This window comes from Aciduliprofundum sp. MAR08-339 (genome assembly GCF_000327505.1).
In the GTDB taxonomy this organism is placed as follows: Archaea; Thermoplasmatota; Thermoplasmata; order Thermoplasmatales; family Aciduliprofundaceae; genus Aciduliprofundum.
Window position 1 is genome coordinate 788,977 of record NC_019942.1, and the last position, 15,108, is coordinate 804,084.

The 15,108-nt window shown below is 43.9% G+C and carries 15 protein-coding genes; 8 read left to right on the forward strand and 7 right to left on the reverse strand.

From position 1 onward, the window contains the following. The first annotated feature begins 61 nt into the window (after positions 1-61). Positions 62-982, forward strand: coding sequence for an ornithine carbamoyltransferase (gene argF / locus ACIM339_RS04305; RefSeq protein WP_015283388.1), 921 nt, complete (start codon positions 62-64; stop codon positions 980-982). On the opposite strand, the gene mutL is transcribed toward argF, so the two are convergent. After that, complete coding sequence (gene mutL, locus ACIM339_RS04310; RefSeq protein WP_015283389.1) at positions 983-2,662, reverse strand: DNA mismatch repair endonuclease MutL; 1,680 nt, start codon at positions 2,660-2,662, stop codon at positions 983-985. A gap of 76 nt (positions 2,663-2,738) precedes the next feature. Here mutL and deoC point away from each other — a divergent pair, with 76 nt between their 5' ends. From deoC to ACIM339_RS04330, 4 genes are all read left to right on the forward strand, one after another. After that, positions 2,739-3,404 carry a deoxyribose-phosphate aldolase gene (deoC, locus tag ACIM339_RS04315; RefSeq protein WP_015283390.1) on the forward strand — a complete coding sequence of 222 codons (666 nt, stop codon included), beginning with the start codon at positions 2,739-2,741 and terminating at the stop codon, positions 3,402-3,404. Position 3,405: 1 nt separating this feature from the next. Then, a complete protein-coding gene (locus ACIM339_RS04320) occupies positions 3,406-3,897 on the forward strand; it encodes a hypothetical protein (protein WP_015283391.1) in 492 nt (163 codons plus the stop codon). Positions 3,898-3,931: 34 nt separating this feature from the next. Beyond that, positions 3,932-7,009 carry an isoleucine--tRNA ligase gene (gene ileS, locus ACIM339_RS04325; protein ID WP_015283392.1) on the forward strand — a complete coding sequence of 1,026 codons (3,078 nt, stop codon included), beginning with the start codon at positions 3,932-3,934 and terminating at the stop codon, positions 7,007-7,009. A gap of 99 nt (positions 7,010-7,108) precedes the next feature. Beyond that, complete coding sequence (locus ACIM339_RS04330; RefSeq protein ID WP_015283393.1) at positions 7,109-8,440, forward strand: cyclic 2,3-diphosphoglycerate synthase; 1,332 nt, start codon at positions 7,109-7,111, stop codon at positions 8,438-8,440. A 4-nt stretch (positions 8,441-8,444) separates the two neighbouring features. Here the strand turns inward: ACIM339_RS04330 and trm14 are convergent, their stop codons facing one another. From trm14 to ACIM339_RS07765, 5 genes are all read right to left on the reverse strand, one after another. Further along, complete coding sequence (gene trm14 / locus ACIM339_RS04335) at positions 8,445-9,515, reverse strand: tRNA (guanine(6)-N2)-methyltransferase (RefSeq protein ID WP_015283394.1); 1,071 nt, start codon at positions 9,513-9,515, stop codon at positions 8,445-8,447. 415 nt (positions 9,516-9,930) lie between these two features. Next, complete coding sequence (locus tag ACIM339_RS07990) at positions 9,931-10,080, reverse strand: hypothetical protein (RefSeq protein ID WP_015283395.1); 150 nt, start codon at positions 10,078-10,080, stop codon at positions 9,931-9,933. 25 nt (positions 10,081-10,105) lie between these two features. Beyond that, entirely contained in the window at positions 10,106-10,495 is a 390-nt protein-coding gene (locus ACIM339_RS07760) for a hypothetical protein (protein ID WP_015283396.1), read from the reverse strand. Positions 10,496-10,566: 71 nt separating this feature from the next. After that, positions 10,567-11,403 carry a hypothetical protein gene (locus ACIM339_RS04345; RefSeq protein ID WP_015283397.1) on the reverse strand — a complete coding sequence of 279 codons (837 nt, stop codon included), beginning with the start codon at positions 11,401-11,403 and terminating at the stop codon, positions 10,567-10,569. 365 nt (positions 11,404-11,768) lie between these two features. Continuing rightward, a complete protein-coding gene (locus ACIM339_RS07765; RefSeq protein ID WP_015283399.1) occupies positions 11,769-12,278 on the reverse strand; it encodes a CPBP family intramembrane glutamic endopeptidase in 510 nt (169 codons plus the stop codon). 206 nt (positions 12,279-12,484) lie between these two features. Here ACIM339_RS07765 and ACIM339_RS04355 point away from each other — a divergent pair, with 206 nt between their 5' ends. From ACIM339_RS04355 to ACIM339_RS04365, 3 genes are read left to right on the forward strand one after another with little or no spacing between them, the layout of a single operon-like run. Beyond that, positions 12,485-13,120, forward strand: coding sequence for a fibrillarin-like rRNA/tRNA 2'-O-methyltransferase (locus ACIM339_RS04355; RefSeq protein WP_015283400.1), 636 nt, complete (start codon positions 12,485-12,487; stop codon positions 13,118-13,120). 5 nt (positions 13,121-13,125) lie between these two features. Further along, positions 13,126-13,839, forward strand: a complete 714-nt coding sequence (locus ACIM339_RS04360) for a small multi-drug export protein (protein WP_048104037.1) — start codon at positions 13,126-13,128, stop codon at positions 13,837-13,839. Next, complete coding sequence (locus tag ACIM339_RS04365; protein ID WP_015283402.1) at positions 13,787-14,746, forward strand: NAD-dependent epimerase/dehydratase family protein; 960 nt, start codon at positions 13,787-13,789, stop codon at positions 14,744-14,746. The genes ACIM339_RS04360 and ACIM339_RS04365 overlap by 53 nt, the downstream gene beginning before the upstream one ends. Here ACIM339_RS04365 and ACIM339_RS04370 read toward each other — a convergent pair. Then, a complete protein-coding gene (locus tag ACIM339_RS04370; protein ID WP_337954311.1) occupies positions 14,729-15,037 on the reverse strand; it encodes a helix-turn-helix domain-containing protein in 309 nt (102 codons plus the stop codon). The two genes, ACIM339_RS04365 and ACIM339_RS04370, sit on opposite strands and share 18 nt — an antisense overlap. Positions 15,038-15,108 lie beyond the last annotated feature (71 nt).

The window sequence follows — 15,108 nt, forward strand, 5'->3', positions numbered from 1 at the left end:
CCTATGCTTAATTTTAAATATTCATATGAGTTATAGCAATTGTTCTCTTGAGGTGAGCCCTATGAAGAAGGATCTGATTTCAATAGTTGACATAAAAGATGAACTGGAAGAGATAATAGACCTGGCCATAGAAATGAAGCGTCGTCACAGGATGGTTGAAGTTTATGAACCTTTGAAGGACAAGAGTATGGCCATGATTTTTGAAAAGCCATCAACAAGGACAAGGGTATCCTTCGAGGTTGCCATGACCCAGCTTGGAGGTCATGCGCTGTACCTCTCTCCCCGCGATATGCAATTGGGGCGTGGGGAGACGATTGCGGATACAGCTAAGGTACTTTCAAGGTATGTGGATGCAATAGTTTATCGCGCTTACAAGCACGAGATGATGCTGGAACTTGCTGAGAATGCAAGCGTGCCTGTGATAAACGCCCTGGATGATCTTGAACATCCCTGTCAGATTGTTGCCGATTTGATGACTATCAAAGAGAAGAAGGGAGGATTTAGGGGTTTGAAGCTTGCCTATGTTGGTGATGGCAACAATGTGGCCCACTCTCTAATGCTGGGTGCTGCCATAGTGGGCATGGATTTCTACATTGCCTGTCCTGAGGGATACGAGCCCCATAAGGAAATTGTTGGAGAGGCAAGGAAAATAGCCAACGAGACTGGAGCAAGGATTGTGGTCACCCATGATCCAGTTGAGGCCGTTAAAGATGCCGATGTTGTTTACACAGATGTGTGGGTGAGCATGGGAGATGAGGCGGAGAAGGAGATTCGTCTTAAGGTGTTTAGGCCCTATCAGGTGAATGAAGATCTCGTGAAGCATGCAAAGAGCAACTACATATTCATGCACTGCCTACCTGCACATCGCGGATATGAGGTTACCGATGAAGTCATTGATTCCCGCAACAGCGTGGTATTTGACGAGGCAGAGAACAGACTGCACGCTCAGAAGGCAATTCTCGTACGTCTCATCAAACCATAATCACTCCTTCCTTTTGAACATTTTTTCAAGGTCTTCATTTTTGAATTTTATTATTGTGGGTCTTCCGTGGGGACACGTGTACGGGTTTTCACATCTGAAAAGTTCGCTTATGAGTTTTTCCATCTCAAAAATTGAAAGTTCCTGATGCGCTTTTATTGCACCCTTGCAGGATATGAGCTTTAGTATCTCATCTCTCCTTTTGTCAATGGCTACTGGGCCCATGGCTGCAATTTCAAGGATGGCCTCCTTGGCATCTTCACTTGTGAGTATGGGTGGTACTGCTCGAACGATAATTGACTCATCTCCGAAATTTTCTATTTCAAACCCGTATTCTCTCAGGGCATCTTTCATCTCAAGTAGAGCATCGTGGTCCTTGCGCTCCAGATGCAGAACTATGGGCTCAAGCAATTCCTGCATTTTTCCCCTTTGGACGTCCTTCAAAAACCTCTCGTAGCGGATCCTTTCATGGGCCGCATGCTGGTCCACTATGAGCAATCCCTCTTGGGATTTCAGGATTATGTACGTTCCATCCACCTGACCTAGGACCTCCACCGGCAGGGTTCTCATCTCAAGAAGATAATCTTCTATGCGCTTTGCCTTCTTTGGCTCTTCCACATCAAAGATCAGCTGTCTCTGGGGCTGAACCTTCAGATTCACTTGAACATTCCTCATCTCATGCTGTTCGGTTGGTATGTGCTCCACGCCTGTTAGGGCCTCCCATATCATGGAGGAAATTTCTTTCTTGACTTTTTTCTCATCTTTGAATTTTACAAAGAGTTTTGCCGGATGTACATTCACATCCACATCTTCAGGAGGTACTTGTATTTTCAAAACCGCATGTGGGTAGGAATCCCGGAATAGCATTGTTCCGTAACCCTCAATTATGGCATCTTCCAGCATTTTGCTTTTCACGTACCTCCCATTGATGAACGTTATTATTTTGCCCTTGTCCCTTCTTGTATGGTAGGGCTGCGATATTAGACCGATGATTCTCATATTTCCATCCTTGCGTATCTCAATCATGTCCCTCGCTATCTCCCTATCCCACAGGTGAGATATGCGAGCCCTTAAATCGCTTGGGGGTAGGTTCAAAATCTCCCTCCCATCCTTTGTGAGTTTGAACTGCACATTCTCGTACGCTAGGGCATACCTCTCCACAACGCTGTATATGCTTCTTGACTCTGCCCCCTCACTTTTCAGAAACTTTCTTCTTGCAGGTGTGTTGAAGAACAGATTCTGGACGAGTACGGTTGTTCCCTGAGGTGCTCCTGTGTCCTCTACGTATTTCAGCTCTCCCCCCTTCACATATAGTTTTGTTCCCACAATTTCGTCTTTTCTTCTTGTGATTATTGTCATTTTTGAAACAGCGGCTATGCTAGGTAGAGCCTCTCCCCTGAATCCGAGGGTGCTTATCCTGTTCAGATCCTCCTCGCTTGAGATTTTGCTTGTAGCGTGCCTCTTTATTGCCAGGAGTGCATCCTCTCTGCTCATTCCCTCCCCGTTGTCCGTTACACGAATCTCCTCTATCCCCCCTCCCCTGATCTGCACCGCTATTCTATTTGCTCCGGCATCTATGCTGTTTTCAATCAATTCCTTGACCACGCTGGCTGGGCGCTCAACAACCTCACCTGCTGCGATTTTCTCCACCAGGGGTTGGGGGAGAACCTTGATCCTTGGCACGAAAAATGCATGGGTTAATGGGATAAAAATTATTGGGATGCGAAAAACTTTAATTTGAAATACAGATATTCTCTGTATGGAGCGTCAAGAACTGGCAAAATATATTGATCACACAAATCTCAAGGCATTTGCCACCAGGGAGGATATAAAGAAACTGTGTGGTGAGGCAAAAAAATACGGGTTCTATGCCGTGTGTGTGAATCCTTACCGGGTTAAGGATGCCAGGGAATTTTTGAGGAACACGGATATAAAGGTTGCCAGCGTGGTCGGCTTTCCGTTGGGTGCCACGTTCACCGAGACCAAGGTTCAGGAGGCACTGATGGCCGTGCACAACGGGGCTGATGAGATTGATATGGTCATGAACATAGGTGCAATGAAGGATGGCGATTACGACACCGTTGAACGTGATATAAGGGAGGTTGTTGAGGCGGTACATCCCATGGGTGTGAAGGTCAAGGTTATAATTGAGACGTGCTATCTTACAGACGAGGAAAAAAGGAAGGCATGTGAACTTGCCAAGAGTGCGGGGGCAGATTTTGTCAAGACCTCCACTGGATTTGGAAGCGCAGGCGCAAGGGTTGAAGATGTTCGTCTCATGCGCAGCGTGGTTGGTTCTGACATGGGTGTGAAGGCAGCAGGCGGAATACACAGTGCCAGGGAGGCTGTTGCAATGATTGAGGCCGGAGCCTCTAGGATCGGAGCGAGCAGAAGTGTGGATATAATTGAAACGCTGGAGGAATGATATGAAAGCAAAGATCATTGGAGGTCTCGCACTCATTCTTCTCTCCCTATTCCTTTTCGTGCTTGATTTTTCCAGAATGGGTGCGATCATTCTTCAGTTGTTTGCCATTTTGAATATTGTTTCACCCTTCCTCTCCGGCAAGAAAATTGCGGGGTATGTTCATGATTTTCAAATTGTCAGGAGGGAGGGTAGAAGAACCAGTCCCATGGTATTGGTGTACCTCTGGCTCTTTGTATGGCTTGTCTTTTTAATGCTCTACATAATCTCAACAATCATGCTCTCTTACGCGATAAAATACATCATAGCCTCAGCCCGCGCAGATTACATGGGTATTTTCTACTCTCTATTTATGCTCATCGGCACCTACCTGTTTTTCTTGGGACGCCACGCAAATTCGGGGATGGTGACCAGATGGGGCAGGATGGTGGAGAGAACTGAGAATCTTGGAAAATCCCACATTGAAAGGGTGAAACGCAGAATACCGCGGTTTTAGAAATATTTATAATGTTTTCCTCAATCCCACCCATATGGAGATAAAGAGCATCAGGGATTTTCCAAAACTTGAAGAGCGCATATTGGATGATTGGGAGCGAAACAATATTTTTGAGAAGTTGAGAATGAAAAATAGGGGAAATGAACGGTTCATATTTCTTGAAGGGCCACCAACGGCCAACGGCATGCCCCACATAGGGCATGCTTTAACACGTGCTGTGAAGGATCTCATCTTGCGTTACAAAGCCATGAACGGATACGATGTTGAACCCTGGATAGGGGGGTGGGACTGCCATGGCCTGCCTGTGGAGATTGAGGTTGAGAAGAAACTGGGCATAAATTCAAAGAAGGAGATTGAAAAGTACGGAATTAAGAGGTTCAATAAACTGTGCAAGGAAAGCGTGTTCAAGTACAGGGATGAATGGATCAAGATGACAAAGCGCATAGGGTTCTGGATTGATATGGATAACGCATATGTGACCATGGAAAATTATTACATTGAGAGTGTTTGGTGGGCTCTGAAAAAAATATACGAGAAGGGGTTGCTTGTGAAGGATTACAAAGTTGTGCCCTACTGTCCGAGGTGCGGAACGCCTCTGAGTAGTCACGAGGTTGCCCAGGGATACAAGGAAACTAAGGATCCATCCGTTTATGTGAAATTCAAGGTTGCGGATGAGGATGCCTATTTCCTGGTATGGACCACAACACCTTGGACCCTGCCATCAAATCTCCTTCTTGCGGTGGGAAAGGATATTGATTACGCTCTGGTTGAGTATGAGGGTGAGAAATACTACATTGCAAAGGCTCGGATTCCTGCAGTGCTTGGGGAGGCAAGGATAATAAGGGAGATGAAAGGCTCTGAGCTGATTGGTAAGAGATATGAGCGTCTCATACCCTTTGTGCCTGTTGATTTTGATGCCTTCTATGTCACATGGGGAGATTTTGTTAGCACGGAGGATGGTACTGGGATAGTTCACATTGCTCCCGCATTCGGCGAGGATGATTATTTGGTCTGCAAGAGGGAGGGCGTGCCTTTAATCAAGCCCGTGAATGAAGAGGGCCGGTTCACAGATACCCCGTGGAAGGGAAAATTTGTTAAGGATGCAGATCCGGAGATAATGGCATGGCTGAAGGAGCAGGGTAAACTGTTCAAAAAGGGCACTGTAAAGCACACGTACCCATTTTGCTGGAGATGTGGCACACCACTTCTTTACTATGCCCTGGACACATGGTACATAAAAATGAGCAATCTTCGGGAAGAACTTTTGAAGAATAATGAGAAGGTGAACTGGAAACCCGGGCATCTCAAGTATGGAAGGTTTGGGAATTTCCTGAATGATGTTAAGGACTGGGCTCTCTCTAGGAACAGGTACTGGGGCACACCTCTGCCAGTGTGGAGGTGTGAGGATGGTCATATCTACATGCCCGAGAGCATTGAGGATCTCCTCAACCATGCGGATCCCAGTTCAGTGCCCGATGACTTTGAACCGCACCGCCCATGGGTTGATGAAATAGAGGTTAAATGTCCAGTTTGTGGAAAGCCAATGAAAAGGGAGCCCTATCTTATTGATGTGTGGTTTGATTCTGGAAGTGCATTCTTTGCACAGTTCCATTACCCTTACGAGAACCGGGATGAATTCAAAAAATCGTATCCTGTGGATTTCATAACCGAGGCACTTGATCAGACCCGTGGCTGGTTCTACACACTGATGGCCATATCCACCGCTGTTTTTGGAGATGCCCCGTATCGTAATGTGCTCACCCTTGGCCTTATCCTTGATGAGGATGGAGAGAAAATGAGTAAGAGCAAAGGGAACGCGGTTGATCCGATGCAGATCATGGAAAGTGTGGGTGCAGATGCGGTGCGTTTTTATTTCTATTCCACTCCTGTGTGGAAGAGCCGTCGCTTCTCTGAGAATTTGGTACGCGAATACGCTCAGAAGACCTTAATGACCCTCTGGAACGTGTACGTATTCTTCAAGAACAATGCGGAACTGGATGGTTTCAATCCTGATAAAATTGGGAAAGTATCCTTTGAACTTGACAGGTGGCTCATATCACGTTTGAACTCAACAATCGGGGAGGTCAGGAAAAGCCTTGATTCCCTTGAGATTCACAAGGCTACCAAGGCTCTGGAAAGGTTCATAGACGAACTCAGCAACTGGTACCTACGGCGCTCCAGACGCCGTTTCTGGAAGGAGGAGATGGGAGAGGATAAGATTTCAGCGTATACTGCCCTTTACAACACCTTGAAGAGCATATCAAGGGTTATGGCTCCGTTCACCCCGTTCTTTGCCGATTTTATGTACAAGAATCTATGGGGCGAAAAGGAGAGCGTGCACCTTGAACCCTATCCGGAGGTGGATCCTCGGGCACTTGATTTGAAACTTGAGGAGGAGATGAACATAGCCATAAAAGTTGCAGAGGCTGGAAGAAGGGCTAGGCAGCTGAGCAACATAAAACTCAGGCAACCTCTAGCATCAATGACCGTGGTTGCAGATGAAAAATATGGAAATGTGGTGAGGAAGTTCAGGGAAGTTCTTATGGAAGAGGTCAATGTGAAGGATGTGAGAATCCTGTCATCGGCGGAAGGAATGGTGAATGTTGAAATCAGGCCCAATTACCGTGTGCTCGGCCCGAAATTGAAGGGAGATATGAAGAAGGTTATTGCATCTCTAAAATCCATGCCCGTGGAAGATGTGGTGAGGAAGATAAAAGGTGGTGGCATTGAGATAATGGGATACTTACTCACATCCGAAGATGTGGAGATTGTGGAAAAACCTACAGAGGGTATTCTGGCAGTGGAGGTTGAGGGTCTGCCCATGGCCGTTTATCTTGATACCCATGTGACCAGAGAACTTCGCCTAGAGGGGCTGGCGAGAGAGGTTGTACGTAGGATACAGTCAATGCGCAAGGATATGGATCTGGAGTATGCCCAGAAGATAAGGACGTTCTACGTTGCGGATGGTGAATTGAAGGATGCTATTGAAATGCACAGGGATTACATAATGAGGGAGACCCAAAGTACATCTCTTGAAGAGGGAGAGGTGGAGGGTTATAGGAAGGATTGGAAGATAGAGGGTATGAAGATAACCCTAACAATTCTCCCATAATTTTAGAATTTTTTTGAAACATCTCGTATTGTCAAAAATATTCAAAAATCGGCAATATTAATATAAGTCCTTATCATGTGGGATATGAGGTGATTGAAAATGGTGAAGAGAAAGGTTCTGATTCTGGGAGCGGCAGGCAGGGATTTCCACAATTTCAACGTGTTTTTCAGGAACAATCCGGATTATGAGGTTGTTGCATTTACTGCCACGCAGATACCTGACATTGAGGGAAGGGTTTATCCACCGGAGCTTGCAGGAGAACTTTATCCGAATGGTATACCAATCCTTGCGGAGGAGGATATGGAGAAAATAATAAAGGAAAAGGGTGTGGATGTGGTTGTATTTGCATACTCCGATGTGCCTCATGAGCATGTTATGCATCTTGCCTCAAGGGCCCACGCGGCAGGTGCAGATTTCTGGCTTCTCGGACCTGAGAGTACAATGATAAAATCAAGCAAGCCTGTCATTGCGGTAACAGCCGTACGCACTGGTAGTGGTAAGAGCCAGACCTCACGCAGGGTTTTCAAACTACTTTGTGATCGCGGGCTGAAGGTTGTGTCCATAAGACATCCCATGCCATACGGGGATCTTGTGAAGCAGCGCGTTCAGAGATTTGCATCCTACGAGGATCTTGACAAGTATGAATGCACAATAGAGGAGAGGGAGGAGTACGAGCCCTACATAGATATGGGTGGAGTTGTGTATGCAGGCGTTGATTACGAGGCAATTCTTCGGGAGGCTGAAAAGGAGGCAGATGTGATAATATGGGATGGCGGAAACAACGATTTCCCGTTTTATAAGCCAGATCTGTGGATTGTCGTGGCTGATCCCCACAGACCGGGGCACGAGATGAAGTATCACCCCGGTGAGACCAATTTCAGAGCTGCAGATGTTATTATAATTAACAAGATGGAAACTGCAAACAGGGATGATATACAGAAGGTCATAGATGATATAAGGATTGCAAATCCAAATGCCACGGTCATTGAGGCAGCCTCTCCACTCTTTGTGGATAATCCTGAATTGATAAAGGGTAAAAAGGTGCTCGTGGTTGAGGATGGCCCCACATTGACCCATGGAGGAATGCGCTACGGAGCAGGATACGTGGCTGCAAAGAGGTTCGGAGCAAAGGAGATAATAGATCCAAGACCATACGCAGTGGGCTCAATAATTGACACATATAAGAAGTATACTCATCTTGATGTTATACTGCCTGCCATGGGCTACGGGGAGAAGCAGATGAAGGAACTGGAGGAGACAATAAACAACGCCGATGCAGATGTCGTGGTAAGTGGCACACCCATTGATCTCAATCGCGTGGTTAAGGTTAATAAGCCCATAGTGCGTGTTCGCTATGAACTGGACGAGATAGGCAAGCCAGATCTGGAGGATATAATAAACGATTTTCTCAAGAAACATAACCTCTCCTAATTTTTTATATTTTGAATCTGTAAATTTTAGTGTGCAAATCTCCGTACATGATCTCCCTTTTCTCCAGCACATCAAAATACACTTCAAATTTTTTGTATGGAATGATGAGCGTTAAAATTGCGCCTGAAAAATGTTCCTCCAACTCTCTGGCAAAATTTTCATACAATCTGAATATCTTTTTTTTGGAACCTATTCTCAATCCGAATGGCGGGTTTGTGATTATATGTTCTGTTCCTCTCACATACTCGTGCAGTTTTTCAGCATCACCCAAAATGCAATTTGCCTTAACAGCAGAGTGCTCTAGATTCTTTATGCAGCCCCTCACATGTTTTTCGAATCTTTCCACTCCAATTAGATTCAACTTTTTATTCTTCATTTCCCTATCCACAGAATGCTTTATTTCTTTCCACCTTTCCTCATCGTAAATTGGAAGTTTTTTGAACGAGAAGTCTCTCCACTTATTTGGAATTCCATTGTAATTGTGATAAGCCTCTATAAGAATTGTCCCAGAGCCGCAGAATGGATCCACAAGCCTCTCTCCACTCCATCCTGCGAATCTGAGCATCAGAGATGCCAGCACTGGATTTATGGGTGCAGGATGCTGATACACGCGATATCCTCGTCTGTGCAAACTCTCTCCCGTGGTATCCATGGTGAAGAAAAAATCCTCATCTTCAAGCCAGGTGAGGAATGTTACATCTGGGTCATCTAGATTCACCTTCGCCTCTGGGCATTTCTTCAGTATCTCCTCTCCAACAACAGCGTTTATGTCCATACTTGTGAACTCATGCTTTCCTTTCCTTTTACTCCTTACAGCGAATGTCCTTTTTATGCAGAAATCTGAGTTTTTTATTATTTCCCTTATGTCATTGAGATTCTCAATCCGACCCATGCCTAGGAGCAATGTAATTCTAAAAACTCCCTTGGAGACGTAGTTTAACTTATAGATCAAATCTTCATCCCCGACGAAAAGAACTTTTCCTCTTTCAGCCTTTTTAATTTCTCCACCAAATTTTTTAATTTCTTTGGATGCGATATCTTCCAAGCCCATTACAGTTGTGGATAGGTAAATCACGGGTAAAGAAGGTAATACTGCATAAAAATCTTATGATTTTTGGAATATTCACTTGGATATATGCTCACTGAAATATTTGCATACTTTTTCCCATACAAAAATTCTTATGTTAAGTTGAGGTAGTTTTGGTTCTTCCACAATTTTTCCCAGTACAGAATACACCCATCATAACTCTGATTTGAGATGATGCACATATGGCAGTTCTTGATAAACCACAGTTCTCTCTCCTACCGAAACATCTTCAACAGGAATAGCATGATACCTCTTATGCGGCGGGAAACTTATGACATAATACCAGCCCCATATCCCGTTTAAAAGAAAAAAATACGATTAGAAATGTTGTTACAATCACCATCTCCCCATTCTACTCTTTGTGCCTTCGGTGATTAGAAGTCTTATTTAATAAAAACTGCTCTCATTCTTTTTCAACTTCAACCTTTTCTATTTTGACAATTTTGTTTTCTTTGAGCCATTTAACATAGATTTCTATGAATCTTAACGTGTCCTCAAAGTTACGCTTTTTTATTTCCTCCAACTCCTTCATATCTATTTCTGGAAGTTCCATTCCAGATACCTCCTTACGGCATTTACTATATTAAATTTTCAATTTCACTTTTTGGAAATTTCATTTCGACATTTGGTATTATTTTATTTTTCAATGAGAATCTCAGAGCATATCCTGAAATCAAATAGTCTTGATAGGCATTTTTAGGATTATCTGTTATTATGCACCAAAAATCTTTATTCAATTCTTTCCACATATCTAGGAATTTCTCATACTCAAATCTCTCCACGATCACATCAGTATCTTCAGATAAACGGCTTCTGCCAAAAAGTATTGCCACATAGACAGATACAACAACATATTTTATTCCAAGTTTATTTAAAATTTTTGTGAATTGCAGAATGAGATCATCAAGTTCTCCGCGTTCCTTGGTGAAGGAATAACGATAACCTCCGAGAACCACATTTACATTCATATTTCCAATATACCATGTTTTTTGCTATATAAATAATGGTGCTTCCGGCATAAGGGTAAAATTTCTTCAACTCACGCACCTCCTTCAGGCACGATATAAATCACAACCGATGTGCTCAATCTGTGCACATCCTGCCAGCCAGAACCAAGCCATCCCTGCACATACTTTCCGTATTCAAGGATGGCCGTGAATGTGATACTGTGATTTTTTCCACTATTTGTGGAATCATAAAGCGAGATCTGAAAACTGTTTGAGAAGCCACCATCTTTTATATCCTTAGCATCTTTATTTATTCCTCTTATCTGGTGCAGTGTCCACAGTTCATAGTCCATTCTGTCGTAAACGGGACCGTATGGAGTGGGATAAGTGCCCACATCCGCCGTGAAATAGAGATTCTTCGCAGCGAAGTAATGATCATCAAAACTCGGAGTGCGAACATCATCATCGCTTGGCTCGTATTTGAATATCAATTCTTTCACTCTGTAATCTCCACCTAACTTCGTGAAAGAGAGATAAAACATTGTATGTACTTCGTCCGCACCATGTGGATAGTAAGAATAATCCTTAACAACCACCGCAATCTCCACCCTGAAATCCCCGTTGCTTTTCTCGCTGCCTATCGTCTGGTTTATTGGGAGATAATAAGTCTCGGTTATTTTCCTATGTAAAGTATAAGTTGAGTTTAGATTCAATATATCCACTTCAGACATGGTGAACTCCTTCTGCGGTTTCCAGTACTTCTCTGGCGGTGGAGCAGTCAAAAGCAGTGCCACATACACACCAATGAGAATCGCAATCACAACGAGAGTTGCCACGATTGCAATCTTTCCTCTCCTTCCTATTTTCCTCTTTGGTGATTTTGTTCCTGCTTCCTTTATTTGCTCCTTTATTTCCTCAATCTCACTCATCCTTTCACCCCCATACGAGATCTCCAAAACCACCGGTGTTTACAGTTCCATGCACATTCCACAATCCAGCCATATTGGTATCTCCACAATATGCCATAACAGTGAAGATTATAGTGTGGGATTGGATGTGGGAATAGGAAATAATCAAGCAAGAGTCAGGATAATTCCTTTTCCTACTCATTCACATTTTTCCTCCTGTATTTTTCCAAACTCTTAGATGAATTTAAATATAAAAATCTTTTCTGTATGTTGTTCTGCCGCATAAATGGAGAGTTCCATGGATGTATTCTCAAATTTGCGAGAAGATGGAAATTCACCAAATGTAAGGAGATGGCTTGTCCTCTCTCAACCCTCTTAAGCTCGCATCACCCTTTTCTCACGCCAATAATGTTGAATTCCCCGTGCACGATAATTGCAGGAATTATGGAATTGGAGTATGCTCTTAACCATCCAGCAATGATGCCCAGGATTAATGAGGAGAGCAGTATGGAGATTATGACATTTTTGGGTGCATTTTTGAATGGTGCGTAATGAATGATGGAGAATAAAACTGCGGGAACGAGGATCGCAATGAGGGATGATGTGTGCAATATCAAATATCCTTCAAGAAGGCCCCTGTAGAGAATCTCCTCGCTTATAGGAGCGAGTATGATGAAGAGCAAGATCCTCAACCACAGTTTTTCAGGAACGAAGTTCTCAGGCGGCTTGTAGGATACCCTCTCACCCTCCAAATTTGTTAAATAAGGTACCAGAATGGCCAGAGGAGTGAATAACAGTGCAAGGCCCAAGGCCTTCAATGAGGGTACTGAACCAAATACATTCACCTGCACCATATATGCCAGTATCAGTGTGGTTGCTAGGGATATTACCTGCATTATCGCGCCCGAGATCCAGATTTTATTGATTTTTTTTCTTGGAAGATACAAATGAGGCTATGATGGAGGAGAAAAAGAGTGGCACTGCCCACAGGACTGAGAAAATAAGAATGCATTACCAATCCATAAATGTCCATATTAAAATCTTCTATAAAAATTCCTGGGAAAGAGGGAAGTATTATATATGTTCTTGAGATAATTTGCCTATGCGGAAGTCCAGATACCCAGGGGTTTACACCGATGGAAGGCATTTCTATACACGCTCCAAGTACGGAGAGAGCGTTTACGGTGAGAAAATATTGGAGGAAGGGGGCAGATATTTCAGGAGATGGGAGCCTATGAGAAGCAAGTTGAGCGCGGCAATGCACCTTCATCTTGAGAATTTTCCCTTCAAAGATTCAAAAATACTTTATCTCGGGGCGGCCACGGGCACTACGGTGAGTCACCTTTCGGACATTGCGGATATGATCTGGGCTGTGGAGATATCTCCCATGGCTATGAACAAATTGGTGCACCTCGCTGAGAGAAGGGATAATATTGTGCCCCTGCTCAACGATGCTCGCTACCCCGAGAAATATGCAATGTTCGTTGAGAGACCCGAGGTGCTTTATCAGGATATATCCCAGAGGGATCAGGTGAACATATTTATCAAGAATATGGATTACTTCGCCCCTAAATACGGGTTTTTGATGCTCAAAACAAGGACCATTGACATAAGAAAAAAGCCCAAGGAAATTCTGCAAGATACTGTAAAGAAGGTGGGTAAATTCTTCAGTGTTGAAGAGATACTTAACATTTCCAGATATCAGAAGGACCACTACGCACTGGTGCTCAGGAAGTGAGTGCCTTGAATACTGATAAAATGGGAAAACTTGTTGTTCGTCTTTACCATTTTCTATTTCCAATATATGGTGGTACTCTCTTCGTTATAACTCTCTATTTTCTCATTCCCTCTCTATTCATAAAGGTGGGTACGATTCTATTTCTTTATCTCGTACCTCCCGCCGGAAAGGAGAGCATGGTTCCAGCCCTTGTTGTCGTTTTTTCTCCACTTTACGGTGCATGGAGCATCCTCATAGCGGCTGCGCTCATAACAATAATAGATTCCCTTGTGGCCTGGTGGACCATCTGGAACTGGGATTTGCTCAAGTACATACCCCTGGTGGGTACCTATGTGAAGAAGATTGAGAAAATAGGAGAGAAAAAATGGAGAAACCATCCGGTGATGAGAAAATTTGCCTATGCTGGTCTGGCGGCCTTTGTTGCCATACCGTTTCAAGGTTCGGGGGGCTTCACGGCCGCGATAATTGGAAGGTTGCTGGGTATGCACGAGTACAGGGTTCTTCTCTCAATTGTTGTTGGTTCTTTTGCGGGAAGTTCTATAATCGGGATACTTGCATTTTTCTCCATTCTGAGTTTCAGGCACTGGGGAATATTTGCCATAGGGGGAATAATTATATTTGTGGCCGTAATTATCATTGTGTACCTTTGGTTGAGAGGTGAAAAGAATGAAGATAATGGTGACTGGTGGAGCAGGATTCATAGGAAGTCACATCGTTGATAGACTTGTGAATAGTGGGGAGTATGTGGTTGTTTACGACAACCTGAGTTCTGGAAAGATGGAGTTTATAGAGCAGCACATCGGTAAAGAGAATTTCAAATTTGTGAAGGCAGATCTTCTGGATTTTGATACCCTGAAAAAGGAAATGCACGGTGTGGACTTGGTATACCATGTGGCGGCCAATCCCGATGTGCGTCTCGGTTCAAGCGATACTCATGTGCATATTGAGCAGAATGTTATGGCCACCTACAATGTTCTGGAAGCAATGCGTCTCAATGGTGTGAGGGACATAGTATTCACCTCCACCTCCACAGTATACGGCGAGGCATCAGTTATTCCCACCCCTGAAGATTACGGTCCTCTGATACCAATTTCTCTGTATGGGGCATCAAAACTCGGGGCGGAGGCCTTCATAACTTCCTATGCGCACACTTTTGATATGCGTGCAGTTATCTATAGATTTGCGAACATTGTTGGTCCAAGGAGCACTCATGGTGTGATTTACGATTTCATAATGAAACTGAGCAGAAATCCAGAAGAACTGGAGATACTGGGTGATGGTATCCAGACAAAATCGTACCTGTACATAGAGGATTGTGTGGACGCAATACTGTTTGGCTATAAGAACAGGAAAAATGATGTTGAAATCTTTAACATTGGGAGCGAAGACTGGGTCAATGTGCGTAAGATTGCTGACATAATTGTGGAGGAAATGTGCCTCAAAGATGTCAAATACAGGTTTACGGGAGGCAAAAGAGGATGGAAGGGAGATGTTCCAAAGATGCTTTTATCCATAGAGAAAATAAAATCCTACGGCTGGAAACCAAAATACAACAGCGAGGAAAGTGTGAGGCTTACCGCAAGGAGTTTGATAAAAGAGTTGAATGGATCAGATGGCGGGTGTTAGTATATCCTTCTCTATTATTTCTGGTTCCTGCCACTTTATGTGCAGTTTGATCTTCAATTTATCTCTGTGATAACTTACTTCAAAATTCTCAACCTGAGAGCGGTAAAGTTTGTATCTCTTTCCATCCGAAGTGAGCCTTGTCTCCTCAACCTTTATCAGACCCATGCTTTCAAGCTCTTTGATCTTCCTGTACGCGCTGGCCAGAGGAATGTCAAATCTGTATGCGATTTCCCTAACCGATACCGGTTTGATCGCCGAAGCCGCTAGGATTTTAAGGTTATATTCATCCATCAACACCATAGTTAATGCATGCTTATCCACCATATGCATCCCCAAAGCAAACAACCCTGCAACCATTTAAA